We start from the raw sequence: 26,684 nt of genomic DNA on the forward strand, positions 1-26,684 counted from the left end.
GGTGGGGTCTTCTGGGCGGCGGGCGGTCCAGCCGTCGCCGAACCAGTTGTTCGCCGGGGGCGGCTCCTCGGACCCGGACGGGTCCTGGAACTCGCGTTTGGCCTCGCTCCCGGTCCACCACTGGGGCGACGCTGCGTCCCCGCGCTCCGGGGGAGCGGCGTTCTCGCCGTCCGCCGGTTCGTCCCCCCGTGGTGGGTTACCGCTGTCCGACATCGAAACTCCTCACGACCTTGCTGGGTGTAGCCGTCGACATGGTGCTTCCGGCGCTTCTCGGGGTACCGCAGCAGCGCACGGTCCTGCGCCCCCCAGGCCTTCGCCGTACGCCCCCGGGACATACTCTGCGTGATCCCGCCGCCGGACGCCAGCCACGACGGCCCGTCGTGAGCTACTGGTGAGCTACTGCACCTTCTTCGGCGATACGACGTACGTGTTGCACGCACTCGGGCTGCGGGAGTTGAAGCCGCGGAGTGCCCAGTACTTGTGGTTCGCGGCGTCGCCGTGGTCGTTCTTCTTGTCGGTGACGTTCCCGATCAGCCAGCGCCACTCCTTCGCCGACTGGCCCTTGATCGGGTAGCTGTTCCGGTTCGCGCCGATGAAGATGTCGCTGAAGCAGGACGCCTGCAGCTCGAGCCGCCGGCTGATCTCCAGCTCCTTTGCCGTGGACGGCGCCTGGTATTCCATCCGCCACGAGGCCGACATGATCCCGGTCAGTTGCTGGACGTGGTGCCCGTACTCGTGGGCGAACTGGTGCAGCATCCACATCCGGGCCCATACCCGCGGACTGTTCTGCGGGTACTGGTTGTAGTTGCCGACGTCCTCGGTCAGGTTCATGTAGATGGTCTCGGTGCTGGGGCAGTAGAACGGCGGGCCGGAGTCGTTCCAGCCGCCGCAGGGGGTGGTGATGGTGCCGGTGAAGGTGCGCACACTCGGCGGACGGAACTTCGAGCCGGACTTGGTGACCATCGACGGCCAGGCGCGGTTCAGGCAGTTCCAGAGGTTCTTGTAGTTCGCTGTGGCCCCGGCGTAGGTCGACGGCCGCGCCTTCGACTCCTTGCAGTTCACCGACCGCATCGCGCCGGCCTTGTAGAGCCGGTTCCGCGCCACGACGTCGAGGTTCGACACCACCACCGGCTTCTTCGTCGGTGTGGTCCGCGGTGCCGTCGGCCTGACGACCGGCTTGGTCGTCGGTGGCCTGGACGGCGGATTCGTCGCCCTGGCGGTCGGGCGCTCCATCGTCGGCGAGTACGACGGACTGCTCCCGTAGGTCGAGCTGTACGTCGGATTCGGCCGGCTGCTGTACGGGCCGTCATCGCTGCCGTTCTGCTTCAGCGCGCTGGACACGCCGACCAGTCCGACCACACCGACGACGATCACCCCGACGACGGTCAGGGCGACCTTGGCGCCGCCACCCTTCTTCCGCCGCGGCGGCGGTCCACCGGGCGCCGGGCCCCACCCGAACTGCGGTTGCCCGGGCGGCGGCGGGTACTGGGGAGCGCCGTACTGTGGAGCGCCGTACTGCGGCTGTTGTTGCGGCCACGGCTGCCCCGGCGGCGGGTACTGGCCCTGTGGCGGCTGCTGGGGGTACTGGCCCGGCGGAGGGCCCCACTGGTTGCCTGACACCCGCCTGACGGTAGCGGAGCCGTGGCTCACCTCACCTTGGTGGTTGCCGCCGGCCCGGAACACTGCCCAAGGTGCGGCTCACCGGGATGGTGGCCCGCGTCACGGTAAGGTGCCCGGGTCAACTGACCCTCTGATTACGGTGTGATTGGGCGATGCGTCTACGTCTGCTCGGGACTTCTCTGTGTGCTCTTGGTCTTGCCGCCCTGACCGGCGTCCCGGCCGGCGCGACAACCACTCATTCCACGGCTGATCCGGTCGTGTCCAGCTACTCGGCCCAGGTCCGGGTCGAGGAGGACGGTCTGCTCCGGGTCGCCGAGACCTGGAAATTGAGCAATGTCACCGGCACGTTCAGCCGGTTCCTGCTCACCCGGCGGCACCTGGCCGATGACATCGACCATGTCCAGCAGATCGGCGACCTGAAGGTCAAGGCCGGTGGTGCGGACAAGAACGCCGAGCAGAAGGTCGAGGGTGACGTCACCTCGATCGCCGTGGGTGACCTGAGCGGTGACACCCAGCTGGACGTGAGCTACACGGTCAAGGGCGCGGTGGCGAAGACGCTGAACGGCACCGAGGTGCAGTTCGCTCCGCTGAGCGGGATCAATCTCACGATCCAGACGGTGCACGTCGAGTACAGCGTCCCCGAGACCACCCACATCGCGTGTTTCGTCGGTGCGATCGACAGCAACACCCCGTGCACGATGGCGCAGCTCGCCGAGGTGTCCGGGCCGACGTTCGAGCAGGCGAGTCTGCCGCCGGGTAACACGGTCCAGATGACGGTCGGCTTCCCCGAAGGGGAGATCGCGGCCAACTCGATCGTCGAGTACCGCAAGACGTTCTCCCGGGCCTTCTCCACCGACACCGCCCAGCTGCTGACCGCGGTCGGCCTGCTGGTCCTGGGTGCGCTGGCACTGCTGGTCCTCTACCGCCTGCGCGGCCGCGACGACGTCGACCCGCGACGCGTCGTACCGGCGTCGTTGTTCAGCCTCGGGCAGGACGCGAAGATCAACTTCACGCCGCCGTCCGGGCTGCGGCCCGGTGAGGTCGGCACGCTGATCGACGAGCGGATCGACCCGGTGGACGTGACCGCGTCCATCATCGACCTGGCCGTCCGCGGGCACATCACGATCATCGAGCTCGAGCACCACAGCGAGTACGCCCGTCCGGACTGGGAGCTGCGCCGCGTGGCGAACGCCCCGGCCGAGGAGCTGCAGCGCTACGAGAACGTGCTGATCCGCGCGGTCTTCGGTGACTCCGACTCGGTGCTGGTCTCCGAGCTCGGCCGCCAGGTGCGCGCCAACCTCGCCCAGGTGCAGGACGCTCTGTACGACGGGGTCGTCAAGCACGGGTGGTTCAACGAGCGCCCGGACCGGACCCGCTCGCTGTGGGCGACCATCGGGATCGGGACCACGGTTGCGGGCGTCGTACTGACTGTTGTGCTTGCTCTGCTGAGCAGCTGGGGCCTGGTCGGCCTGGCGGTCACCGCCATCGGTGTCGGACTGCTGTTCATCGGTCAGCACATGCCCGCCAAGTCCCCGGCGGCCGGACGGGTCCTCGGCCAGATCGCTGCGATCCGGGGCGAGCTGGCAGAGATGGACGTCAGTGAGCTGCCGAACGACCAGCACGCCGTGCTCTGCTCCCGCGCTCTGCCGTACGCCGTGGTGCTCGGTGGCTCGGACCGCTGGATCGACGCGCTGGTCGCGACGGACGACGACGCCGATGAGGATGAGGGCTTCGCCTGGTACCGCGGTCCGCGTGGCTGGCACCTGCAGAACCTGCCGGACTCCCTGCGCAACCTCACCACCAACCTGACGGGTGCGCTTTTCGCCCGCTGAACCTCACAACGTCCGAAGAATCGCGGTACACCACCCGCGTGTTCTTCGGACGTTGTCGTTTCACCAGTTCGCTTGGGGGCCGCGAGGTGGGAGGGGTGTGCCGGCGGGGTGGATGACGTAGACGAGTCCACCCGAGTGCGGGACCCAGGCGTTCTCGAAGGCGGCCCGGTCGTAGGTCGTCCGCACCTGGTCGTTGCTGGCGATCAGGTGGGACGCCGGGTCGTTGACGACCACGTCGCCGTTCGGGGCGAAGCCGACGATCACCATCAGGTGGCCGTTGGTCCCGTAGCCCGCGCCGGGCAGATCGCCCTTCTTGAACGACAGTGAGGCGACCAGTGGGATGCCGGCCTTGATGAACTGCTCCGCCTCGGTCAGCGACCGCAGCCGGGTCACGAACCCGTCGACGCCCCGACTCCCGGCGTACGCGGTGTTGAACGGCCAGTTCCCGGCGCCGTCGTACGCGTAGTCGAAGACGTGGCGGGCCGCGTGATCGACCTGTGGGTCAGGCTCGTCGCCCACCCAGTCGGTCTCGTCAGCTGTCGGCCCAGCACCGTAGTAGTCGAGCACCATGGCCGTGGAGGTCGCAGAGCACCACGCCTCCCCGCCGCCGTCCCACTGGGGGTAGTGGCCGATGTGCGTCTCCTGTGAGTACGTCGGAACATCCAGTACGACGCCCTGCGCGCCGCCAAGGGGGCTCACGGCAACTTTCGACTCGGATGGCAGCCGGGAGGACACTGCGCCGACAGACCGGACTTCCGGGACCTGCGTCGTACCGGTGAGGCGGTAGAGCGTCACCTTGAGTTGCCAGCGGTCCATCCAGCGGTCTTTGGCGGCTACGAACGTGTCGACGGCCACGTGGCCGTTGGTGTCGCCCTGGCTCGGTACCGAGGTGCGGTGGATGTCACCGGCCGCGGTGTCGTCGCCACCGGCCCAGCGGCCGAGCACGTACCACTTGGTGGTCGCACCGAGGTTGGTCTTGGCCGCCATCGACACTTCGACCCAGGTACCGGGCGGGGTGGTCGCGTTCCAGGAGGCGATCAGCTCGGTCACCCCGAAACCGGTGCTGACCGGTGGGGACACCCAGCTGGCCTGGTCGTAGCTCTTGGCGGTCCCGTCGCCGAACGGATCGACGTACGGCGTAGTGCCGGTCGCTTGGCCGAATTTCAGCGAACCGTTGGTGACTGTGGTGCCGGAGTGCGCACCGGCGAGGAAGTCGGCGTCCGACGTCCACGTGTGGAAGGTGATCGGTCGCGGTGCGGCTACCTTCACGGCCTCGCTCGGCAGCACGGCCGAGCTCAGCACGACCACACCGGCGATCAGGGCGGCGAGGGTACGGGTGGGGGCGGTCATCTTTCGACGGTAGACCTGGTGCGCACCGCTGTCGCGGTGAACGCGTGCCGCGACCAGCGGGCGAGAGGGTTAATTACTTACGAACCCGTCTTGGTGGGGCGCTGCAGCCACTCGTCGCGGAGCATCGCGAAGACGGCCTCGTCGGTCCATTGGCCCTTGAGGAACTCGTTCCGCACGAAGTGCGCTTCCTGGCGGAATCCCAGCCGCTGCAGGAGTTTCGCCGAGCTCGTGTTGGTCGCGTCCAGGCGGCCGATGATCCGGTGCATCCCGAGCTCCTCGAACCCGAGCCGCAGCAGCGCGAGCGACGCCTCCGCGGCGTACCCGTGGCCGTGTGACTCGGGGTGGAAGACGAAGCCGATCTCGCCACCCTGGTGTTCGAAGTTGTGCACGAACAACGTCACCTCGCCGACGTGCTGGCCGGTCTCCCGCAGGATCACGGCGACCGTGAGCGCTTGGTCCGGGCCGTCCATCGGGACATCGGCCAGCCGGCTGGCGAGGGATTCCTTGACCTGCTCGGGCGTCTTCGCGTCGTACAGCAGGAAGCGGGCGACGTCCGGGTTGGACTGCAGCTTCAGCAGGTCGTCGTAGTCGGATTCAACATAGCGGCGCAGAGTGAGACGGTCGGTCTCGATCGGCAACGAGTAGGTCACCCATCGAGGCTATGTGACCGTGCAACCCGTTTATCCGTTGGCGAGTGCGGTCAGGCGGGACATGTCGCCGTTGAACCGGTTCTGGTCGATCGGCGTCGAGCTGTACTGCCAGATGGTGTGGAACGGCCAGCCGCCGGGCAGTGTGCCGGGCGCCGAGGCGTAGCGGGCCACCCAGAGCGGGTTGGTCGAGTTGAACGCGGTGCTGTTGCCGGTGCACCGGGTCCACCAGTCCAGGTTGGTGTAGATGACCGGGTCGCGACCGGTGCGGGCCTTGTAGGTGTTCACGAAGTCCCGGATCCAGCTCACCATGGCGGACTGGCTCAGTCCGTAGCAGGTGGCGCCGTACGGGTTGTACTCGATGTCGAGGGCGCCGGGGAGCGTCTTGCCGTCGCGGGACCAGCCGCCGCCGTGGGACAGGAAGTAGTTGGCCTGGTTGGCGCCGCTGGAGTCGTTGGGGGTGGCGAAGTGGTAGGCGCCGCGGATCATGCCGACGTTGTAGGAACCGTTGTACTGCTGGGCGAAGTACGGGTTGATGTAGTAGTTGCCTTCGGTCGCCTTCACATAGGCGAACCGCTTGCCGGCCGTCCACTGGGCCGACCAGTTGACGTTGCCCTGGTGACTGGACACGTCGATGCCCTCGACCGTGGCGGCGGGTGCCATCTCGGCCGGGGCGGCGGTGCTGGTGGTCGTGTTCTGCAACCAGCCCGCGTAGGCGTCGCCGGCACGGTCGATACCGTGCTGCTTCGCTTCCGGGGTGGGCTGGGCGGTGTTGCTGGCTTGGGCGGAGCCGATCGAGGCCAGGAGCAGGCCAAGAGTGACGGCGGCACCCGTGAGAACTGACTTCACGGTGAACCTCCACAGAGCGATGGGGGCGGGACAGAGCGCTCGGCAGAGGTTTACCCGGGAAGCGTAAGAATCAACCTTCTTGGACTGAGATCACCGTGAGTATTTACCGGACGTACTGCGAACTGGCGACGAACGTGTTGCAGAAGGCGGGATTACGGCTGTTGTAGCCGCGGTCGGCCCAGTACGGCTGGATCTCCCGGCTGCCGTGGTCGCGGACGACGTCGTACTCGTCACCGGAGTTGTTGTTGATATAGACGAGCTGCTTGCGGACCCCGCTGCTGACCAGCGTCCGGCGGTTCGCGCCCAGGAAGACGTGCCCGAAGCAGGTCGCCTGGATCTCCATCCGCCGATTCTGCTCGAGTGCCTTGTCGCCGCTCTTCTGGTACTTCAGCCGGTGGCTGGCCGACAGGATCCCGGTGACCTTCTGCAGATGGTGGCCGTACTCGTGCGCTGTGGTGTCCATCATTGCGGCGCGCACCCAGTTCTTCCCGGCCGGGTAGTTGGGGTACTTCTTCCAGGCGTCGACATGGGACTTGGCGTCCATGTAGATCGTCCGGTTCGAGCCGCAGTAGAAGGACCGCAGCGTCATGTTGCCGCAGGGGCTGTAGCCGGAGTACCAGTAGGACGTCATCTTGACGCCTTGCCACTGCACGCCGGACGCGCGGACCTGGGCCGGCCAGGCTTTGTTCAGGCAGGCGATGACGGCGGCGTAGCTCTTGCGGGCGTTTGCCTCGCTGGTCGGGGCGAGGTTGGGGGCGCGGCAGTTCACCGACTTCTGCACACCGGTCTTGTAGATCTTGTTCCGCGCGGTCAGGTCGAGGTCCGACGGGGGCGGTGGGGTCGTCTTCGTCGGCCGCGGCTGGGTCGGTCGCAGCTGCGTCGGCCGGGTCGCCGTCGGGCGGCCGGACGACGGGTTCCACTCCGGCGCCGGGGTCGGTGTCGTGTAGCCGTACGTCGGCCGCCCGCTCGAGTAGTTGTTGCGGCGCTCCTGCTTCGCGTGCAGGGCGAACAGGTAGAGCGAAACCACACCGGCGAACAGCAGCACGAGCGGGACGACGATGAACGGCGCCTTGCTCCGCTTCTTCTTCGGCGGCGGGTAGCCGTTCCCGCCGAACCCGAAACCCGGTCCCGGTGGCGGTCCGCCGTACGGCGGTTGGCCGGGCGGCGGGCCCATGGGCGGGCCCTGTGGAGGTCCCCAGTACTGCTGCTGCGGCGGGCCGGGCGGACCGCCGTACTGCTGGGGCGGCGGGCCGTAGTGCTGGTTCGACAAGGGTCCTCCTGAGGGGTGCTGCGGACATCTTGTCAAGGAGAAGTGCCATTTCCCGTACTCTTGACCGGTGACACTTCGCTTGTACGACACCGCGACGGCAACAGTGAGGGATTTCGTACCGGTCCATCCGGGCAAGGTCGGGATCTACCACTGTGGGCTGACGGTGCAGGGTGCCCCGCACGTCGGGCACATCTACAAGGAGGTCGTCTTCGACGTCCTGCGGCGCTGGTTCGAGCGCTCGGGGTACCAGGTCACCGTGATCGCCAACGTGACCGACATCGACGACAAGATCCTGGCCAAGTCGGCCGAGCGCGACGTGGAGTGGTGGGCGCACGCCTACGAGTTCGAGCGGGAGCTGCACTGGGCGTACGACGTGCTCGGTTGCCGCCCGCCGACGTACGAGCCGCGCGCCACCGGGCACATCCCGGAGATGCTGGAGATGATCGACCAGCTGATCGAGGCCGGGCACGCGTACGTCGCTCCGGACGGATCGGGTGACGTCTACTTCGACGTGCGGTCGTGGCCGGCGTACGGGGCCTTGTCGCACCAGAAGATCGCCGACATGGAGGCCGCCGAGGACGCGGATCCGCGCGGCAAGCGGGATCCGCGCGACTTCGCGCTCTGGAAGGGCTACACCGAGGGCACGCCGCGGACGGCCTCCTGGCCGACCCCGTGGGGCCGCGGCCGCCCGGGCTGGCATCTGGAGTGCTCGGCGATGGCCGGTAAGTACCTCGGCGAGGAGTTCGACATCCACGGCGGAGGGCTGGACCTGCGCTTCCCGCACCACGAGAACGAGCTGGCCCAGTCGACCGCGGTCGGGCAGAAGTTCGCCCGGACGTGGATGCACAACGCGCTGGTCACCACGGCCGGCGAGAAGATGTCGAAGTCGATGGGCAACAGCGCCGTCGTACGGAACGTGGTCGAGCGGGTGCGCCCGATCGAGCTGCGCTACTACCTCGTGCAGTCGCACTACCGGTCGGTCGTCGAGTTCTCCTTCGAGGCGCTGGACGAGGCCGCGAAGAGCTTCCAGCGCGTCGACGGGTTCGTCACCCGGGCGACCGAGGTGACCGGTGGGGTCGAGCCGTCGGCCGAGTTGCCGGCCGAGTTCGTGACCGCGATGGATGACGACCTGGGTACGCCGGCCGCGGTCGCCGTACTGCACAACACCGTCCGCGACGGGAACAAGCTGGTCGCCGACGGCGACTCGGCCGCGTTGCGGGAAGCACTGGCGGCGGTTCGGGGCATGCTCGGCGTGCTCGGACTGGACCCGCTGGCCGAGCCGTGGGCGTCCCGTGCCGCGGCCGGAGACGGGCTCACCGAGGTCGTCGACGGGTTGGTGAAGGCCCTGCTGGAGCAGCGCCAGGCCGCCCGTGCACGCAAGGACTACGCCGCGTCGGACGCGATCCGCGACCGGCTGAAGGCGCTCGGCGTCGTCGTCGAGGACACACCCCAGGGGTCGCGCTGGACGCTCGCGGCACCGAACACGATCGAAGGAAACTGACGTGCCAGGCAGTAGCCAGCGCAAGGGCGCCATCCGGAAGAAGCGCGGAAACCCGACGGCCGGGTCCGGCGGACGCGTCCGCCAGGGCCTCGAGGGCCGGGGCCCGACGCCGAAGGCGGTCGACCGCACCAAGCACCCGGCGCACAAGCGGGCCAAGGCGAAGGAGCGTGCCGAGGAGCGCGAGTCGCGCCGCCGTCCGGCCCGCAAGGACAACAACACCGAGACCGTCGAGTGGGTCTACGGCCGCAACCCGGTCGTCGAGGCCCTGCGCGCCGGCGTACCGGCCGCTGCCCTGCACGTTGCCGAAGGCACCGAGCGCGACGCCCGCCTGCGCGAAGCCCTGCTGATCGCCACCCAGCACGGCATCTCGATCCTCGAGGTCCCGCGCCCCGAGCTCGACCGCGTCACCGCCGGCGGTTCGCACCAGGGCCTCGCGATCCAGATCCCGCCGTACGAGTACGCACACCCCGACGACCTGCTGGACCGCGCCTACAACGCGCACGAGGTCCCGCTGATCGTCGCCCTCGACGGCGTCACCGACCCCCGCAACCTCGGCGCCATCACCCGCTCCGCCGCAGCCTTCGGAGCCCACGGCGTCCTCATCCCCGAACGCCGCGCCGCCCAGGTCTCCGCCTCCGCCTGGAAAACCTCCGCCGGCGCCGCCGCCCGCATCCCGGTAGCCCGCGTCACCAACCTCAACCGAGCCCTCAAGTCCTACAAGGAAGCCGGCCTCCTCGTCATCGGCCTCGACATGGGCGGCGAAGTAGAACTCCCCGCCCTCCAAGCCGCCACCGAGCCGATCGTCCTGGTAGTAGGTTCCGAAGGCAAAGGCCTCGCCCGCCTGGTCCGCGAGAACTGCGACCTGATCGTCTCCATCCCCATGACGTCCGCCACCGAGTCCCTCAACGCAGGCATAGCCACCGGCGTAGCCCTCTACGAAATCTCCCGCCGCCGAGCCGGCTGACCCACGGCCCCCACCGAGCCTCCGACGGGTAATTCCGTTCGCGAGGCTCGGTTTTTTCTGTGCCGTACGTCCGCGGCGGACAACTGTCGTGGCCGTGAACACCCCCGGGTGGGTTGAGACAGGTAATACCTTGTTCACACCCAACATTTCTTGTTCAAGCCCCCGGCGGTCGCCGCATCTATGCCCTCAAAAGTTGGCATATGCCCGAAATAGTGGGCATAGCTAGACCTTCGATGCTGTACTTGGGTGGTGGTGGATGAGGTTCCTGGAGAGCCGCTTGCCGATAACACCCTGACACCGCCGGCGGAGTTGGGTATGCCAGAACTCGTGGAGGCGCTGGCGCCGAACGTCCTCAGCCTGTGCGACCTGCTGATCACCGAACGCGACGAGGAACGCGCGCGGTGAGCTTGCTGGGGTTCATCGCGGAGCTGGCGACTGAGGAGTACCGGCTCGACCCGGCGGACTCGTTACAGGAGACCCGGGACAACACCTGGTACTTGTTCACGCCCACCATTTCCTGTCTGAGCCCCCCGCTGCCGTCATGCCCGTACGGCGCTCTGCTGCCCGCGTGCAGGTGAGCGGGGTACGCGGTGCCGCCGTTCGGCTGGCTACTGCGCGGGCTGGGGAGTTCTACCCGTCGTTTTCGGGTGGTAGGACTCCCCAGCCGCGTCGGACAACCGCGTACGACGCCCCAACCAGCCTGCTCTGCCTCGAACCACCGCGGTGGGTCTGCAGACAGGCCGCATTCGAGTGCAGCGTCATCATGACCGCCGTACAAGAACCCACACGTAAGCCGACGGTCAGGTGAGCGCTCACCTGACCGTCGGCCTGCCTGCTTCTACTTAGGTTCTGTTGGTTCTCAGTAGACGTTGACGCCGTAGCGGGAGAGGACCTCGGGGACGGGGTTGAAGTAGGTGGTGCCGCCGGAGGAGCAGTTGCCGGAGCCGCCGGAGGTGAGGCCGAGGGCTACGGTGCCGGCGAAGAGGGCGCCGCCGGAGTCGCCGCCTTCGGCGCAGACGTTGGTGCGGATGAGGCCGGTGACGGTGCCTTCGGCGTAGTTGACGGTGGCGTTGGTGCCGGTGACGGAACCGGAGCGGAGGCCGGTGGTGCTTCCCGAGCGGCGGACGGCCTGGCCGACGCTGGCGTTACCCGCGGAGGTGATGTCCTGGGTGCTGCCGTTGTAGAGGTTCACGACGCCAGGGTGGTTCGTGTACGACGTGCTGTACCTGACGATCGCGTAGTCGTTACCCGGGAAGCTGGAGCCGGTGACGGTTCCGAGCAGCGTGGTCTTGGCCGAGTTCGCGTACCAGCTGGACGCGATGTTGCCGCAGTGGCCGGCGGTGATGAAGAAGTAGACGCCGGCGCTGTTCCGGACATTGAAGCCGAGCGAGCAGCGGTACTGCCCGCCGTAGATGGCGTCGCCGCCGGCGATGTACTTGCTGAGTTTGCCGGGGATCTTCTCGAGCGTGACCGCGGAGCCGAAGCGGCTGGTGACCCGGGTCAGTGCGGACAGCTTCGACGCGGTCACGGTGTCGTCGTACGACACGATGATCCGGCCGTCGGGGTTGGTCTGCCAGGCGGTGCCGGGGATCCGGGCCTCGGTGTTCAGTGCCGAGGTGATGGCGGCCGGAGACGGTACGGCGGGTGCGGCCGAGGCCTGCCCGGTGGCGAGCAGTCCAGCGGCGGCGAGCCCGGCAGCTGCCAGGATGGCGGTGGTACGGCGAGAAACGTTCACGGTTTCAGCCTCCTCACGATGAGGACGCGCTCGGGGCGGGTGCGTCCTTGACTTCAACCGTGAGCACTCCTACCCGCGATGACCGCTGAGTATTCAGGTAAATCCGGAGCGTGAGGGTTTTCCCGCACGCTCCGGCCGAAAAATCAGTACACGACCACGCCGTAGGCCTTGAGGGCCTCGGTGACCGGCTGGAAGTAGGTCACGCTCCCGGCGGTCTTGCAGTCGCCGGTGCCACCCGAGGTCAGGCCGTAGGCGCTCCGCCCGCTGAACAGCGGGCCGCCCGAGTCGCCCGGCTCGGCGCAGACGCTGGTCCGGATCAGCCCGGTGATCCGCCCGTCGCCGTAGTTCACGGTCGCGTTCAGCCCGCGCACCCGACCACTGCGCAGACCGGTGGTCACGCCGGACCGGTACACGTACGTCCCGAACGCTGGCGTCGTCGCGCGGGTGATGTCCTGCGACTTCCCGTTGTACAGGTACACGCTGCCGCCGGGCTTCTTGATACCCACCGGGTAGTTGATCAGCGCGTAGTCGTTGTACGGGTAGCTGGAGTGCTGCCGCGTCCCCAGCTTCCTGGTGTGGTCAGCATCGGCATACCAGGTCGAGGCCTCGTTTCCGCAGTGTCCCGCGGTCAGGAACGAGTACCGTCCCTTGCGGTACACGTTGAAACCGAGCGAGCACCTGTACTCGCCGCCGTAGATCCCCTCACCACCAGTGGAGTACTTCTTCAGCTTCCCGGGCAGCTTCTCGAGTTTCACGCCGTCCCCGAGACGGCGCGTCTTCGCAGTGAGCGCGGCCAGCTTGTCGCCGGTCACTGTCGAGTCGTAGGACACCAGAACAGTGCCGTCGGGTTCGGTCTGCCAGGCGGTACCCGGCGTGGTCACGTCGCGGGCGAGTTCGGAGGAGATGGCGGCGGCGGACAGCCGGGGCGGCTTGACCGGCTCTGCCTGAGCGGCCGGCAGGACGGCGGTAGTGACGAGTGCAGTTGCGGCGAGAGCCACTGCACTCCGGCGGATGGTCAAAGATCTCATGCGATCAACCTCCCATGGCGAGGGGCTAACAGAACCCGAGTGGCAGCATGCGGACGCGGGCTAATCCACTACCCCGATCAAACACTGGATCGAGGGTAACTCAGCGTGCGGCCCAGTAGCTGTTCGTCACCACGCAGTGAAGCGTGCTCCACCTCGACCGCCCAGCTCTCACCGGACAGCGTCACCGTCATCGCGCCGTTCCCGAACCACGGCCCGTGCACGAGCCCCCAGTCCGCCGCAACATCCCGTACGCCGGCCGACCGGGCCAGCCGATGCAGCAACCACGTCATCCACCGCTTGTCGAGCAGATGGTTCGCCCACCGCACATGCTTCGGCACCGGGTTCCGGAACGGCGACATCGTCAGCTGCCGGATCGCCGTACCCGGGTGCTCAACCGTCCGCAGCGAAGCCTCAGCGATGTAGCTGCAGTGCACGTCACCCGACAGCATCAGGATCGACGCCGGCGGATCCTCGCCACTCACCACAGCACTCAACAGTGCGGTCACATCGTCGAACGACTTCCGGAACGACGCCCAGTGCTCCAGATCCATCCCCTGCCGGATTCGCTCGCCCAGTCGCGCGCCCCGCGGTCCCCACGCGCCAGACGAGATCGCCTCATCCCAGCCCTCCAAGTGATGCAGCCCTGGCGCCAGCAGGAACGGCAGCGTCGATGCCAGCAGCAGATGGTGAATCGGCCGGCCCGCGTCCAGCACAACCTTCTCCACCCAGGCCCACTCGTGCACGTCGACCATGGCCCGCTCGCCCGGCTCCAGGTGCCGCGAACACCGTGAGTCGATCGCCACCAGCCGCACCCCGCGCGCCGCCGTACCGAAGTCGCGGTAGAAGCTCCAGCGGGTCGAGGCCGGGTCGTCGTCTGCAGCCCACGCGAAGCTGTCCAGGTACGCCGTCCGCTCCTCGTCGTCAGTGAGCGTCAGCATTGCCCGGTACGTCGCATCCTGGTCGAGCTGCTCCGGCGACAGGTTCCCCAGGTGTTGATACACCCAGTACGACGCGTAGGCCCCGACCACGCGGTCCCGCCACCACGGTTGCGCGGTGACCCAGTGCCGCCAGGTCAGGGAGGTGTTCCAGTCGTCGCGCAGGTCGTGGTCGTCGAGCAGCATGCACAGCGGCACCGTCGAGAACAGCCAGCGGACGGCCGGCTCCAGCCAGGCGTCGTCGTACAGCCAGGTGTACTCCTCGAAGTTCCCGATCTCGTCGGCCACCTCGGACCCCTGCCGCCCGCCGTGCGCGTCGCGCAGCCGCTCCAGTACGGCCTCGGACGGCTCGTCGGCGTACACCTGGTCCCCGAGTAGCAGCAGTGCGTCGGGTAACTCCTCCAGGCCCGCCAGCGCGACCAGTGCGTCCGGCCCGAACCGTTTGAACCCTTCAGCTGAGAACGGCGCCGACCGCCGGCACGACCCGAACGTCATCCGGAACGTCCCGTCCGCCCGCGGTGTCCGAATCACGCTGGGCCTGTACGGCGAATCCGCCAGCGGCCAGGCCACAGCGCCATCCAGCCGCACCTCGTACGGCGTAGCGCTGTCCGGCGCGAGTCCCTCCACGAGCACCAGCGCGTAGTGATGCCCATGCACCGACCACGTCTCAGCCGTGTGCCCCAGAATCTCGACGGACGCCGGCCCCGAGGTCTCCACCCAGACAGTCGCCCGCGTCTCATCGACGTACCGCAGCAACGGACCGAGCCTGAGTTCCATGCGCAGAACCTACTGGTTCAGTCCAAGCGAAGAGAATGCAGGACGAACGACGCCAGCTCGCGGTAGGCCTCGGCGTCGTTCAGGCCGGTACGGCGGGCGATGTCACCGCGCTGGATCGCCTGCATGGTGTGCGCGATCATCTCGGCGGCGAACGCGATGTCGACCTGCCGGAAGGTCTTGCTGTTGATGCCGTCCTCGATCAGCGTCCGGACCCGGTCGGCGGCGATCCGGGTGTTCCGCTCGTAGACCGAGCGGGCCGGCGCGAAGGTCGCGACGTCGTCCAGGAAGGTCCGGCTGGCCGGGCGCAGCGCGTCGGCGACGGCGTTCAGGTACGCCGCGATCCGGCGGTCGTGCCGGGTCTGCCGGGCGACCGCGGACTCGACCTGGGCGGTGGCGTTCTTGAAGTAGTGCTTGACCACCTCGACGGCGAGCTGTTCCTTGCTCGGCGCGAGCGCGTACAGGGTCGTCTTGCTGCAGCGCAGCTCGGCGGCCAGGTCGTCCAGGGTGAACCGGCTGAAGCCCTGCTCGAGGAACAGGGACAGGAGGCGGTCGAGCAGTTCGCTCTGCCTGCGCGTGCGGCGCCCCGGCACGACTGTCGTCATAACGAGACAGCATAGAACGATACTGAAGTATGGCCGTCAGTATCGTTCCTGGTATCATTTCGGCAGACCCGGGGAGGGCTGCCTGATGAGCGTCGATCGCCTGTTGCCGACCGAGGAATCCACCGACCTGCTCGCGCTCGTCCGCGACCTGTGCGAGCACGAGCTCGCGCCGTACGCCGCCAAGGCCGAGGAGACCGAGTCGTTCCCGCGGGACGCGTTCCGCACGCTCGGCAAGGCAGGTCTGCTCGGCCTGCCGTACCCGGAGCAGTACGGCGGCGCCGACCAGCCGTACGAGGTCTATCTGCAGATGCTCGAGGAGATCGCGGCCGCCTGGATGTCGGTCGGCGTCGGCGTCTCCGTGCACACGATGGCCAGCTACGGGCTGGCGACGTTCGGGACCGAGGAGCAGCGGGCCCGCCTGCTGCCCGGCATGGTCGGTGGCGAGCTGCTCGGCGCCTACGCGCTGTCCGAGCCGCAGGCCGGTTCCGACATCAGCGGGATGACGACCAAGGCCGTCCGCGACGGCGACTCCTACGTGCTCACCGGGACCAAGTCCTGGATCACCCACGGTTCGCACGCCGACTTCTACACGACCTTCGCCCGTACGTCGGCCGACCCGAAGCGCGGGATCTCCGCCTTCCACGTGCCTGCGCCGACCGAAGGGCTGAGCTTCGGCGCACCCGAACGCAAGATGGGCCTGACCGGTTCGACGACGACTCTGGTCAACTTCGACCAGGTCCGGATCCCGGCCGCGAACCTGATCGGTGCCGAGGGCGACGGGATGCGCATCGCGCTGTCCGCACTCGACTCCGGCCGGCTCGGGATCGCCGCGACCGCCATCGGGCTGGCTCAGGCCGCGCTCGAGGTCGCGGCGTCGTACGCGAAGGAGCGCCAGCAGTTCGGCCACGCGATCGCCGACTTCCAGGGCATCCAGTTCCTGCTCGCCGACATGGCGGCCGCGGTCGAGTCCGGCCGAGCGACGTACCTGCAAGCCGCCCGTCGTCGCGACCTCGGCCGGCCCTTCACCCAGCAAGCGGCGATCGCCAAGCTGGTCTGCACCGACGCCGCGATGAAGGTTACGACCGACGCCGTCCAGGTCCTCGGCGGCTACGGTTACACGCGGGAGTTCCCGGCCGAGCGCTACATGCGCGAGGCGAAGGTGACCCAGATCTTCGAAGGAACCAACCAGATCCAGCGACTGGTGATCAGTCGCGACCTGCTCAGGAGCGTGTGATGAAGTTCAGCCCGTCCGATGTCGCCCTCGTCACCGGTGGTGGTTCCGGCCTCGGAGAGGCGACGGTACGGCGGTTGGCCGCGGACGGGCTCGGGGTCGTCATCGTCGACCTCCCGTCCTCCGCGGGCAAGGCGGTTGCCGACGAGCTCGGCGACCGAGTGGTCTTCGCCCCGGCCGACGTCACCGACGAAGCCGCCGTCACCGCCGCACTCGACGCAGCGGCCTTGCTGGGCACGCTTCGCGTGGTCGTCACCTGTGCCGGTATCGCGACCCCGGGCCGCGTCGTCGGCCGCAAGGGCCCGTTGCCCCTGGCAACTTTCCGCCAGGTGATCGAGGTCAACCTGATCGGCACCTTCAACGTCCTCCGCCTGGCCGCCGAGCGCATGATCGCCCTCGACCCCACCGAAGACGGTGACCGCGGCGTAGTAGTGATGACCGCCTCCATCGCCGCGTACGACGGCCAGATCGGCCAAGCGGCGTACGCAGCCAGCAAGGGCGGCATCGTCGGCCTCACCCTCACCGCCGCTCGCGACCTAGCCGACAAGGGAATCCGCGTAGTCACCGTCGCCCCCGGCACCATGGAAACCCCCATGCTCGCCGGCCTCCCGGAAGAAACCCGCGAGGTCCTCGAGCAGCAGATCCCGCACCCCTCCCGCCTCGGCCGCCCGTCCGAGTACGCCGCCCTGGTCCGCCACATCCTCGACAACCAACTCCTCAACGGCGAAGTCATCCGCCTGGACGGCGCCCTCCGCATGCCCCCGCGCTAACACCCCGCACCCACAGTCCTCAGCTGCAGGTGGCGGTGTTAGCGGCGCGGTGGGGTGACCGGGCCGACTGGGTCGTGCAGTTGGCTTGGGTCGTAGGCGTTGTGGGGGCCGGTCCGGAGGACGGCCAGGCTGGCGGGGCGCAGCATGACGCAGGGGTGGTAGTCCAGGCGCATCGTCCAGCTCTTCTTTCCTGAGTGGAACTGCACGACGTAGGTGCGCGGATCGCTGTTGCCACATCCCTCGGCCGGTGCCGGGAAGTGCGTGTCGCGATCCTTCGTCATCGCCTTGGCCAGTTGGGCTGCGACCCTCGGGGGCAGGTGCGAACTGGCGACCAGCTTGCCCTTGAAGTATTCGCAGACCTCGGCGCCGTCGGCCTCCTCGTTCAGTACGTCGGTTGCCGGGCGAGGATTGTCAGGCGTGCACCCGTAGGTGTCGACGCCCGTGATCGGGCGGGCCGTGTCGATGATCTCCCTCCGCAGCGCCTCGTTCGGCGCCAGCACGCTCACCTTCGTGCCTCCGACAAGGCGTGTCTCCTCCGACCAGCCGCCGTCGTACTGCTTGATCCCCGGCGCCTGCACGTCGTCGAACCAGACGTAGGGGACGCGCGACTTCAACGGGATCACCTGGTACGAACAGGTGTACCGATCGCGAGGCAGGAAGTCGTAGAACCGCCCGATCACCGGCACCCCACCTTGCAAGAACGTGCACGGCGCTGGGCCGGCGATGTACTGCTTCCACGTGTCCGGGACCTGCACTTGGGCGGTCTTGTAGGACTCCCATCGCCAGCCCGGCTTGGTCTGCGCTACCTCGGGCTCTGTGCGCAGCGTCTGGTTTGCGGTGAAGGCAGTAGCAATGACTGCAGCAGCCAGTACGGCGGCGCCCGCGACCCTGCCCGTACGTCGGCGGCGCAGGCGACCGTGGACTGTCGACAGGAGCGCGTGGTCGGAGGGAGCGTCGGCGGCGTGCCGGGCGAGGCTGTCCGCGATCCTTTGCTCGGAACTGTCCATCAGCGGTTGACCTCCTCGGTCACAGTGGCGCGCAGGGTGGCGAGCGCGCGGTGGATCTGGGAGCGGACGGTGGCGGGGGAGCAGTCGAGGATGACTGCGATGTCGCCGTCGGGCAGGTCCTCGTAGTACCGGAGCACCACGGCCGCTCGCTGCTTCGTCGGGAGCGTCGCGCAGAGCGCCCAGATCGCGTCGGCATCGGCATGAGCAACGGCGTGATCAGGCTCATCCCCAACAACCGGCGACTCCGTCACGGTCTCCCGGCGGAAGAACCGTCGCCAGCGCGAAATATCCGCGTTCACGATCGAACGCCGTACATAGGCTTCCGGATCGCCGTCCCGGCTGATCCGTTTCCAGCGTGGGTACGCCGAGATCAGCGCATCCTGCACGGCTTCTTCCGCGCGAGTGTGGTCCCGCGTGACCAGGTACGCGAAGCGCAGCAACGCCGCACCCCGCTGTGCGACCCAGTCGTCGAACTCAGGCCTCTCCATCCGGCACCTCCCACCCCACAACACGCCGTACAGACGCCGGATGTTGCACGCCTTCTCGGTGGTTCTACTCCTGGGTCAGGAGTCTCGTGGCGCTGTCCACGAGAATCGCGGACTGGCGTAGAGCCTTCTTCACCTGTGCCGAGGTCACGAACTCCATGCCGTAGTGCGCGTTGTCCTTGAGGTCGAGCAACGTGCTCAAGGCCCGCGACATCACCACCCCTTCCGGACCCGCCTGGGCCACGAGGGCGATAGCTTGGCGGTGGTCCTGGCCGCGTGATCGACAGCCGAGGGCGGCGCAGCAAGCAGCGTCGGAAGCCGCGATGCCGGCCAGGACGGCGAGCGATGCGGAGACCTGCAGCGTGGCGAGATCGTTGTCCTCACCATCGACGAGTTCTGCGACTTCGCGGAAGGCGGCGGCTTGGTTGAGCCGGACACGTGCCTGCGCACGGTTACAGTCCTGAGTCCGGCCTTTGCTCGGGGTCACTGGCCCATCACGTCCCGGCTGATCTCGCTACGGAGACGGCGAAATTCAGGCCCATGGACGGTGATGCAGTCGCGAAGCCATTCGTTCACGAGCGGGTCGGCGGCGACGAGATGCCTCGTCAGCTCGTCAGTGGTGATCGCATAGGTCTGGAGGAAGTTTCCTGTCCAGGCGTGGACGCTCTCGCCGAGCTGGGCTATCCAGTCGCTCAGAGACTGCAGGGCATCGTCGGAGCTGCACACCAAGAGCAGATCGATGTCACTGTCGAGATCGCCGTCTCCGCGCGCTGCTGAGCCGAAGATGCTGGCGTGCACGATCTGGTCGTCGTCTCGCTGCTCGATCGCAGACTTCATCCGCAAGACCATCCGGCCCCGGAGGGCGGAGAGTTCCAGCACGGCATCCGCAGCCAGGTGCTGCCTGTTCAGCGCGTACTGAAGGCTCGGGCCTACGCGCGTCGCGGTGACGAGCCCGGTGTCGACCAGCCGTGTCAGGACCTTCCGGACGCCGGCTTCGCTGCCGGTCTCCGTGAGTTGATGAACGCGCCGGCCGGTCAGGGGCTGGCTCGTCCGGGCAAGCGTCGCCAGCACGGGCCCGTCCAGAGTGGGGACCACAGTGCTGATCGGGTGCGCCAAGTCCATCCCGCCTCCTGACACTATTCTACGGATGCCCTTACTATCGTCGGACTATCCCAACTATAGTAGGGATAGTCGCGTAGCGGTATTCCGTGTCGTTCCCGCAGATTCAGGCTCAGTCCGGCTCGGGAAGAGGCGACGTCGGGAGGGCCAGCTTCTCGTCGGGTTTGGCGCTCAGGACGTTCTCGACGTACGAGCGGGCAGCCTCCATTGTGTCGACCTCGTGGCCGGCCTGCTCGGAGAGGAACCAGCGGTGTTCGAGGACCTCGTGGAAGACCTCGGCCGGCTCCAGTTTGCGCTTGAGGTCGCGGGGGACCGAGCGGACGACCGGCTCGAAGACGTCGGTCAGCCACTCGTGGGCGACGATCTCCTCGTCCTCGTTCTGCTGGTCGGTGGCGGCGGCGTAGGAGTCGAGGTCGTTGAGCAGGCGGCGGGCCTGGTTCTCCTCGACGTCCAGGCCGGTGAGGCGGATCAGGCGGCGGGAGTGGTGACCGGCGTCCACGACCTTCGGCTGGATCCGGACCTGGCTGCCGTCCCAGTCGGTGATGATGTCGATCTCCGCCACGTCGAAGCCGAGCTCATTGAGCCGCCGGATCCGGGAGTCGAGCCGGTGCATCTCGTCGGTGGCGAACTCCTCGGGCGCGGTCAGCTCGCTCCAGAGCGCTTCGTACCGGTCCTGGATCGACTGCACGATCTCCGCCGGGTCGAGCGACTCGTCCAGCAGACCGCCGGCCTCGAGGTCGCACAGCTCGCCGAACAGGTTGATCTCGGCGGTGTAGAGGTCATGGGCACGCTGGCCGCTGGAGATCTCCTGGTGCAGCTCGCCGGTCTCGGCGTCCACCAGGTACGCCGCGAACGCGCCTGCGTCCCGCCGAAACAGAGTGTTGGACAGCGAGCAGTCGCCCCAGAAGAAGCCGAGCAGGTGCAGCCGGACGATCAGTGCGACCAGGGCGTCGATCAGCCGGTTCACGGTGTCAGGGCGCAGCGTGCTGGAGAACAGAGCGCGGTACGGGAGGGAGAACTGCAGGTGCCGAGTGATCAGGATCGAGTCGATCGGCTCACCGTTGCGATCGATGCGGTCAGTGATGACACCGACCGGCTCGACGGAGGGAGACTCGAGGCGCTCGAGGTCGCGGAGCAGCCGGTACTCGTGCAGCGCGAGGTGTTCGAGCACCTCCTTGATCGCGTAGACCGTGCCGTTGACCCGGACGAACCGGACCACATGCCGCGAGATACCGCGGGGCAGCGCAACCAGCTCTTCCTCGGGCCAGTCCTCCAGCGGGATATCCCACGGAAGCGACAACAGACCGGTGTCCGGGCGAGTAGCGACGAAGCGAGGCACGGCCAACAGTCTCTCAGGAATATTGACCCTTCAGCGAGTACGCAAGTCCTTGCAAGAAATTGCGTAGATGGGCGTATTGTTTGCGTCATGACACGACGACTTGCAGAGGTGGCCAAGAAGGTCGGCGTCAGCGAGGCCACCGTGAGCCGGGTGCTGAACGGCAAGCCCGGAGTGTCCGAGGCGACCCGGGAAGCGGTGCTCACGGCGCTCGACGTACTGGGTTATGAGCGTCCGACCCAGCTGCGCGGCGACCGGGCCCGGCTGGTCGGTCTGGTCTTGCCGGAGTTGCAGAACCCGATCTTCCCGGCGTTCGCCGAGGTCGTCGGGGGAGCGTTGGCGCAGCAAGGTTTCACGTCCTTGCTCTGCACCCGGACGGTCGGTGGTGTGTCCGAGGCGGACTACGTCGATCTGCTCCTGCAGCAGCAGGTCTCCGGGGTGGTTTTCGCCGGTGGGTTCTACTCGCAGGCGGACGCGCCGCATGCTCACTACGAGCTGATCCAGGAGCGGAAACTGCCCACCGTTCTGGTGAATGCGGCCGTCGATCACCTCGGCTTCCCGCAGGTGTCGACCGATGACACGGTCGCCGCGGAGATGGCGATCGGACACCTGCGTACGCTGGGACATCAGCGCATCGGCATGGTTCTCGGCCCGCGGGACCACATCCCGTCGCGGCGCAAGCTGGCTGCGTTCCTCGCCTCCGAGGAGGGGGACGCGAAGCTGGTCGAGCACACCATGTTCTCGCTCGAGGGTGGTCATGCCGCCGGCAGCCGGCTGGTCGCCGCCGGCGTCACCGGCATCGTCTGCGCCAGCGACATCCTCGCGCTCGGCGTCATCCGCGCCGTACGGCGGGCCGGTCTCGACGTACCGAGTGATGTGTCGGTGATCGGGTACGACGATTCCGCGATGATGAACTGCACCGACCCGCCCCTCACCACCGTCCGCCAGCCGATCGACGCGATGGGTCGTGCGGCCGTCGAGATGCTGATGGCGCTGATCGAGCGAGCCGCCGTCGCGGCCGACGAACTCCTCTTCGAGCCGGAGCTCGTCGTACGGGCTTCCACGGCCCGGGCTCGCACTTAACTCACTGCCGGTAATGCCCCGTTCACCCAGGTGAACGGGGCATTCGTGCATTCAGAGCCGATCACAAGTCACGTTTTTGCAATCTTCTCTTGAAGTATTGCGTTCATGTGTCGACAACCCTACGGTGTGGCGCAGAGTCGAGGGAGAGGGTTCAACATGACGACAAGGCGCCGCGGGCTCAGCCTGCTGCTGGTAGCGGGACTCGGGCTGGGGGCCGTGTCCTGCGGTTCGGGGGACGACAAGCCGGGAGCTCAGGGCTCCTCCGGCGGACCGGTCACGATCACGGTCGGCTGTCAGCCGCCGAAGAGCAATCCGAAGGAGCGGGAGGGCTGGGACGCCGACGTTGCCGCGTTCCAGAAGCTGCACCCGGAGATCACCATCGAGAGCAAGGACGCGTTCCCCTGTATCAACCCGGACACCTTCCAGGCGAAGCTGGCCGGCGGGACTCAGGAGGACGTGTTCTACGTCTACTACACCGACGTCCAGAAGATCATCAAGGCCCGGCAGGCCGCCGACATCAGTCAGTACATCGGTGACGTCAAGGCCGCCAAGGACCTGCGCCCGGATGTCCAGGGCGTCTTCAAGGACGGCGACAAGACGTACGGCCTGCCCCGCAACAACTACAACATGGGCCTGGTCTACAACCGCAAGCTGTTCACCCAGGCCGGGCTCGACCCGGACAGCCCGCCGAAGACGTGGGCCGAGGTGCAGGCGGCGGCCAAGAAGATCGCCGGTCTCGGCGCCGGGTACGTCGGCTTCGGTGAGTACTCCGCAGGCAACACCGGCGGCTGGCACTTTGCCGCGTCGCTGTACGCCCGCGGCGGCTCGATGGTCGGCGACGACGGCAAGACGGCCGCGTTCAACAGCCCCGAGGGCAAGGCGGTGCTGGAGAACCTGAAGACGATGCGCTGGAACGACAACTCCATGGGCAGCAAGCAGTTGCTGCAGTGGGAGGACCTGATGCGCATGATGGGTTCCGGGAAGCTCGGCATGATGATCGGCGCGCCCGACGTGGTGCAGTCGGTGAACAACGACTTCCAGGGCAAGTTCGAGGACTACGGGGTGACCGCCGTACCGGAGTCCGAGGGCAAGTCGTCGCTGAGTGGTGGTGACGGCTACATGTTCAACCCGAAGGCGTCACCGGAGAAGATCAAGGCCGGTCTGCTCTGGCTGGAGTTCCAGCAGCTCACGCCGGGTCAGGGTCAGTTCAACTACGCCCGGGCCAAGGAGCAGGGCCGCCCGGTCGGCCTGCCGATCCCGGACCTGTACGGCGACTCGGCCCCCGGGAAGGAGATCGTTGCCCTGCGCAAGCAGTTCGCCACGGTCCCGGTCGACCACTTCACGCCGTACGTGACCGCGCAGTCCACGATCACCAACAAGCTCGAGCCGCCGAAGGCGCAGGAGCTGTACGCCGTTCTCGACGTCGCGATGTCCGCCGTACTGACCCGTCAGGACGCCGATATCGACAAGCTGCTCAGCGACGCCGAGTCCAAGGCCAACAAGATCCTGGCGAAGAACACGTAATGACTGTCACCCAAGAGCGAGTCCGCCGTCCTCAACCGAGGGCGGCGGGCCCGCGCCCGGACGATCACGGTGCGCTGAAACGCGCGGTGGGGCGGAACCTCACGGCGTACGGGTTTCTCTGTGCCGCGCTGATCTGTTTCGCCTTGTTCTCCTGGTATCCGATGGTCCGGGAGGTGGTTCTCAGCTTCCAGGAGAACAACTTCGTCGACCCCGGCAAGTGGGTCGGGTTCGACAACTTCCGGAACGTGATCGAGGATCCGGCGTTCCGGCAGGCCTGGCTGAACACGGCGGTCTTCAGCGGGCTGGCGCTGGTGGTCGGGTATGCGGTGCCGTTCGTGCTGGCCGTCGTACTGAACGAGTTGAAGCATGCGAAGGCGTATCTGCGGTTCGTCGTCTACCTGCCGGTGATGCTGCCGCCGGCGGTCGCCGTACTGCTGTTCAAGTGGTTCTACGATCCGGGCGCCGGCCTGTTCAACCAGGTGCTGGGCGCCTTCGGCCTACCAGCATTGAGCTGGCTGGACTCGACCAGTACGGCGCTCGTCAGCCTCGTGCTCGTGTCGACCTGGATGAACCTCGGGACCGGCACCCTCATCTACCTGGCCGCCCTGCAGAGCATCCCCGGTGATCTCTACGAGTCCGCCGAACTCGATGGTGCCGGGATGTTCCGGCGGATCTGGCACGTGACGATCCCGCAGACCAAGCTGATCCTGCTGGTGATGCTGCTCCTGCAGGTGGTTGCCACCATGCAGGTCTTCATCGAGCCGTACCTGCTCACAGGAGGCGGTCCCGAGAACGCGACCGTCACGGTCGCCTATCTGATGTACCAGTACGCCTTCAACTTCGGTGACTTCGGTGGCGGTAGCGCCCTCGGCCTGATGCTGATGGTCGTCCTGATGACGTTCTCCGCGATCTATCTCCGAGTCTCCCGGGAGGCGGAGCGATGACGAGAACCCTGGTGTCCCCGCTGGCCCTGCAGTCCCAGCGCGGGCGGATCATCTACTGGACGATCCTCACGATCACCGTGGTCGGCTTCACCGGTGCCTTCGTCTTCCCGCTGTACTGGATGATCACCGGCGCCCTGAAGTCACCCGACGAGCTCGCGCAGATCCCACCGAGCTTCTTCCCGCAGAGCTTCGATTTCGGCGTCTATGCCGAGGCCTGGAACCAGCTGCAGCTAGGCGTCTTCCTGAAGAACACCGTCCTGTACGCCGGCGGCGCGTGGCTGTTCACCCTGGCAGTCGACGTCTCCGCGGCGTACGCGTTGTCGAAGCTCCGGCCGATGTTCGGGAAGGTCGTCCTCGGGCTGATGCTGGCCACGTTGATGATCCCGCCGATGGTGCTGCTGCTGCCGACGTACCTGGTGGCCAAGGATCTGCCGATCCTGCACCTCGATCTGCTCAACACCCCGTGGGCGATCTGGTTGCCGGCGGCAGCGAACGGGTTCTTCGTGTTCCTGCTGAAACGGTTCTTCGACTCGATCCCGAAGGAACTGCTGGAGGCGGCCGAGATCGACGGCGCGTCACCGATGCGGATCCTCTGGTCGATCGTGCTGCCGGTGTCGCGGCCGATCCTCGGCGTGGTCTCGATCCTGTCCGTGGTGACAGTGTGGAAGGACTTCGTCTGGCCGCTGCTGGTGCTGCCGGAGACCGACAAGATGTCGATCAGTGTCGGCATCGCGTCGCTGTCCGCGCAGATGCCGCAGAACGTGCTGATCGCGTCGCTGGTGATCGCCAGTCTGCCCACGATCCTTGTTTTCTTCGTGTTCCAGCGCAGCATCATGGCCGGCCTCACCGCCGGTTCCCTCAAAGGTTAAGGAGCTTCGATGGCCGACGAATGGTGGCGTGGCGCGGCGATCTACCAGGTCTACCTGCGCAGCTTTGCCGACGGCAACGGTGACGGGATCGGCGACCTCGCCGGTCTGCGTACCAGGTTGCCGTACCTGGCCGAGCTCGGCGTCGACGCGATCTGGCTCAACCCCTGGTACCCGTCCCCGATGGCCGACGGCGGGTACGACGTCGCCGACTACCGCGCGATCGACCCGGCGTTCGGCACGCTGGCCGAGGCCGAGGCGTACATCGCCGAGGCGCACGCACTGAACATCCGCACCATCATCGACATCGTCCCGAACCACGGCTCCGACCAGCAGGACTGGTTCGTCCAGGCCCTGCAGGCCGGGCCTGGTTCGCCGGAGCGCTCGCGGTTCATCTTTCGCGCCGGCCGGGGAGACCAACCGCCGAACGACTGGCAGTCGATCTTCGCGGGGCCGGCGTGGACGCAGGTACCGGACGGGGAGTGGTACCTGCATCTGTTCGCCCCCGAGCAGCCCGACTTCAACTGGCGCAACCCCGAGGTGGTCGAGGAGTTCCACGACATCCTTCGCTTCTGGCTGGACCGCGGCGTCGACGGCATCCGGATCGACAGCGCCGCCGTACTGTTCAAGGATCTGGACAGTGTCGAGGAGTCCTACACCGACCACGACGAGGTGCACGACGTGTACCGCGAATGGCGGCACATCACCGATTCGTACGACGGCCGGTTCCTGGTCGGCGAGATGTGGATGCCGGACCAGGAACGCTTCGCGCTCTACCTGCGCCCCGACGAGATGCACACCGCCTTCAACTTCGACTTCCTCTCCCGCCCCTGGGAAGCCGCCGAGCTTCGCGCCTCGATCGACCTGACCCTCCAGACCCACATCCCGATCGGCGCCCCACCCACCTGGGTCCTGTCCAACCACGACGTCACCCGCCCGGTCACCAAATACGGCCGCCCCGACACGTCGTTCTCCCACCAGGACCGCAAACACGGGATGCACACCGACCTTGCCCTAGGCGAACGCCGAGCCCGAGCCGCAGCCCTGCTGGCGATGGCCCTCCCCGGCGCCGTCTACGTCTACCAAGGCGAAGAACTAGGCCTTCCCGAGGTGGAAGACCTCCCCAACGAGCTGCTCCAAGACCCCATCTTCGCCCGCTCCCACGGCACCGACCGAGGCCGCGACGGCTGCCGCGTCCCCCTCCCGTGG

26 protein-coding genes are annotated in these 26,684 nt (G+C 67.3%); 11 read left to right on the plus strand and 15 right to left on the minus strand.

Features of this window, described 5'->3' with window-relative positions; all coding sequences use genetic code 11:
* Both E1261_RS21520 and E1261_RS21525 read right to left on the minus strand, forming a co-directional pair.
* Window positions 1–213 (minus strand): hypothetical protein (locus tag E1261_RS21520; RefSeq protein WP_202874906.1); only part of this gene is annotated, 213 nt, incomplete at its 3' end.
* A 183-nt stretch (window positions 214–396) separates the two neighbouring features.
* Window positions 397–1,620, minus strand: coding sequence for a neutral zinc metallopeptidase (locus E1261_RS21525; protein WP_238176347.1), 1,224 nt, complete (start codon window positions 1,618–1,620; stop codon window positions 397–399).
* A gap of 152 nt (window positions 1,621–1,772) precedes the next feature.
* On the opposite strand from E1261_RS21525, the gene E1261_RS21530 reads away from it, so the two are divergent.
* On the plus strand, window positions 1,773–3,452 hold the full coding sequence (locus E1261_RS21530) for a DUF2207 family protein (protein WP_132409174.1): 1,680 nt from the start codon (window positions 1,773–1,775) through the stop codon (window positions 3,450–3,452).
* 60 nt (window positions 3,453–3,512) lie between these two features.
* Here the strand turns inward: E1261_RS21530 and E1261_RS21535 are convergent, their stop codons facing one another.
* The 4 genes from E1261_RS21535 to E1261_RS21550 form a co-directional block, all read right to left on the minus strand.
* Window positions 3,513–4,802 (minus strand): peptidase C39 family protein, encoded by a 1,290-nt coding sequence (locus tag E1261_RS21535; protein WP_132409176.1) that lies wholly within the window; start codon window positions 4,800–4,802, stop codon window positions 3,513–3,515.
* A 77-nt stretch (window positions 4,803–4,879) separates the two neighbouring features.
* Window positions 4,880–5,452, minus strand: coding sequence for a GNAT family N-acetyltransferase (locus tag E1261_RS21540; RefSeq protein WP_132409178.1), 573 nt, complete (start codon window positions 5,450–5,452; stop codon window positions 4,880–4,882).
* 30 nt (window positions 5,453–5,482) lie between these two features.
* A complete protein-coding gene (locus tag E1261_RS21545) occupies window positions 5,483–6,298 on the minus strand; it encodes a lysozyme (protein WP_132409180.1) in 816 nt (271 codons plus the stop codon).
* Window positions 6,299–6,401: 103 nt separating this feature from the next.
* Window positions 6,402–7,568, minus strand: a complete 1,167-nt coding sequence (locus E1261_RS21550) for a neutral zinc metallopeptidase (RefSeq protein ID WP_132409182.1) — start codon at window positions 7,566–7,568, stop codon at window positions 6,402–6,404.
* A 67-nt stretch (window positions 7,569–7,635) separates the two neighbouring features.
* On the opposite strand from E1261_RS21550, the gene cysS reads away from it, so the two are divergent.
* The 3 genes from cysS (at window position 7,636) to E1261_RS45365 (ending at window position 10,611) form a co-directional block, all read left to right on the plus strand.
* Window positions 7,636–9,069, plus strand: a complete 1,434-nt coding sequence (cysS, locus tag E1261_RS21555; protein ID WP_132409184.1) for a cysteine--tRNA ligase — start codon at window positions 7,636–7,638, stop codon at window positions 9,067–9,069.
* A 1-nt stretch (window position 9,070) separates the two neighbouring features.
* Window positions 9,071–10,033 (plus strand): 23S rRNA (guanosine(2251)-2'-O)-methyltransferase RlmB, encoded by a 963-nt coding sequence (gene rlmB, locus E1261_RS21560; RefSeq protein WP_132409186.1) that lies wholly within the window; start codon window positions 9,071–9,073, stop codon window positions 10,031–10,033.
* 401 nt (window positions 10,034–10,434) lie between these two features.
* Window positions 10,435–10,611: a hypothetical protein gene (locus E1261_RS45365; protein WP_165952590.1), complete on the plus strand. Its 177-nt coding sequence runs from the start codon at window positions 10,435–10,437 to the stop codon at window positions 10,609–10,611.
* Between the two features lie 281 nt (window positions 10,612–10,892).
* Here the strand turns inward: E1261_RS45365 and E1261_RS21565 are convergent, their stop codons facing one another.
* The 4 genes from E1261_RS21565 to E1261_RS21580 all read right to left on the minus strand — a co-directional run bounded on the left by E1261_RS21565 (window position 10,893) and on the right by E1261_RS21580 (window position 15,110).
* The gene (locus tag E1261_RS21565) at window positions 10,893–11,768 is read right to left on the minus strand and encodes a S1 family peptidase (RefSeq protein ID WP_202874907.1); all 876 of its coding nucleotides are present in this window, start codon (window positions 11,766–11,768) and stop codon (window positions 10,893–10,895) included.
* 143 nt (window positions 11,769–11,911) lie between these two features.
* Window positions 11,912–12,796 carry a S1 family peptidase gene (locus E1261_RS21570; RefSeq protein WP_132409190.1) on the minus strand — a complete coding sequence of 295 codons (885 nt, stop codon included), beginning with the start codon at window positions 12,794–12,796 and terminating at the stop codon, window positions 11,912–11,914.
* Window positions 12,797–12,873: 77 nt separating this feature from the next.
* A complete protein-coding gene (locus E1261_RS21575) occupies window positions 12,874–14,508 on the minus strand; it encodes a DUF7800 domain-containing protein (protein WP_132409192.1) in 1,635 nt (544 codons plus the stop codon).
* 17 nt (window positions 14,509–14,525) lie between these two features.
* Window positions 14,526–15,110 carry a TetR/AcrR family transcriptional regulator gene (locus E1261_RS21580; protein WP_132409194.1) on the minus strand — a complete coding sequence of 195 codons (585 nt, stop codon included), beginning with the start codon at window positions 15,108–15,110 and terminating at the stop codon, window positions 14,526–14,528.
* Between the two features lie 85 nt (window positions 15,111–15,195).
* On the opposite strand from E1261_RS21580, the gene E1261_RS21585 reads away from it, so the two are divergent.
* Both E1261_RS21585 and E1261_RS21590 read left to right on the plus strand, forming a co-directional pair.
* Window positions 15,196–16,344: an acyl-CoA dehydrogenase family protein gene (locus tag E1261_RS21585; RefSeq protein ID WP_132409196.1), complete on the plus strand. Its 1,149-nt coding sequence runs from the start codon at window positions 15,196–15,198 to the stop codon at window positions 16,342–16,344.
* Complete coding sequence (locus E1261_RS21590) at window positions 16,344–17,111, plus strand: SDR family NAD(P)-dependent oxidoreductase (protein ID WP_132409198.1); 768 nt, start codon at window positions 16,344–16,346, stop codon at window positions 17,109–17,111. Before E1261_RS21585 ends, E1261_RS21590 begins: the two co-directional genes overlap by 1 nt.
* Window positions 17,112–17,149: 38 nt before the next feature.
* Here E1261_RS21590 and E1261_RS21595 read toward each other — a convergent pair whose 3' ends face one another.
* The 5 genes from E1261_RS21595 to E1261_RS21615 all read right to left on the minus strand — a co-directional run bounded on the left by E1261_RS21595 (window position 17,150) and on the right by E1261_RS21615 (window position 21,082).
* Window positions 17,150–18,118, minus strand: coding sequence for a hypothetical protein (locus E1261_RS21595; protein WP_132409200.1), 969 nt, complete (start codon window positions 18,116–18,118; stop codon window positions 17,150–17,152).
* A complete protein-coding gene (locus E1261_RS21600; protein WP_132409202.1) occupies window positions 18,118–18,606 on the minus strand; it encodes a SigE family RNA polymerase sigma factor in 489 nt (162 codons plus the stop codon). The genes E1261_RS21595 and E1261_RS21600 overlap by 1 nt, the downstream gene beginning before the upstream one ends.
* Before the next feature lie 64 nt (window positions 18,607–18,670).
* The gene (locus E1261_RS21605; RefSeq protein ID WP_132409204.1) at window positions 18,671–19,090 is read right to left on the minus strand and encodes a hypothetical protein; all 420 of its coding nucleotides are present in this window, start codon (window positions 19,088–19,090) and stop codon (window positions 18,671–18,673) included.
* Window positions 19,087–19,725 (minus strand): nucleotidyltransferase domain-containing protein, encoded by a 639-nt coding sequence (locus E1261_RS21610; RefSeq protein WP_132409206.1) that lies wholly within the window; start codon window positions 19,723–19,725, stop codon window positions 19,087–19,089. The genes E1261_RS21605 and E1261_RS21610 overlap by 4 nt, the downstream gene beginning before the upstream one ends.
* A gap of 109 nt (window positions 19,726–19,834) precedes the next feature.
* Complete coding sequence (locus E1261_RS21615) at window positions 19,835–21,082, minus strand: DUF4032 domain-containing protein (RefSeq protein WP_238176348.1); 1,248 nt, start codon at window positions 21,080–21,082, stop codon at window positions 19,835–19,837.
* A gap of 66 nt (window positions 21,083–21,148) precedes the next feature.
* Between E1261_RS21615 and E1261_RS21620 the strand changes: the two genes are divergently transcribed.
* From E1261_RS21620 to E1261_RS21640, 5 genes are all read left to right on the plus strand, one after another.
* Entirely contained in the window at window positions 21,149–22,141 is a 993-nt protein-coding gene (locus E1261_RS21620) for a LacI family DNA-binding transcriptional regulator (protein ID WP_132409210.1), read from the plus strand.
* A 156-nt stretch (window positions 22,142–22,297) separates the two neighbouring features.
* A complete protein-coding gene (locus E1261_RS21625) occupies window positions 22,298–23,665 on the plus strand; it encodes an ABC transporter substrate-binding protein (protein ID WP_132409212.1) in 1,368 nt (455 codons plus the stop codon).
* Window positions 23,665–24,609 (plus strand): carbohydrate ABC transporter permease, encoded by a 945-nt coding sequence (locus E1261_RS21630; protein WP_132409214.1) that lies wholly within the window; start codon window positions 23,665–23,667, stop codon window positions 24,607–24,609. Before E1261_RS21625 ends, E1261_RS21630 begins: the two co-directional genes overlap by 1 nt.
* On the plus strand, window positions 24,606–25,478 hold the full coding sequence (locus tag E1261_RS21635) for a carbohydrate ABC transporter permease (RefSeq protein ID WP_132409216.1): 873 nt from the start codon (window positions 24,606–24,608) through the stop codon (window positions 25,476–25,478). Before E1261_RS21630 ends, E1261_RS21635 begins: the two co-directional genes overlap by 4 nt.
* 9 nt (window positions 25,479–25,487) lie before the next feature.
* Window positions 25,488–26,684, plus strand: a 1,197-nt coding sequence (locus tag E1261_RS21640; RefSeq protein WP_132409218.1) for an alpha-amylase family glycosyl hydrolase, incomplete at its 3' end; no start/stop codon positions are given.

Origin of the sequence: Kribbella albertanoniae, assembly GCF_004348455.1 — a bacterium.
In the GTDB taxonomy this organism is placed as follows: Bacteria; Actinomycetota; Actinomycetes; order Propionibacteriales; family Kribbellaceae; genus Kribbella; species Kribbella albertanoniae.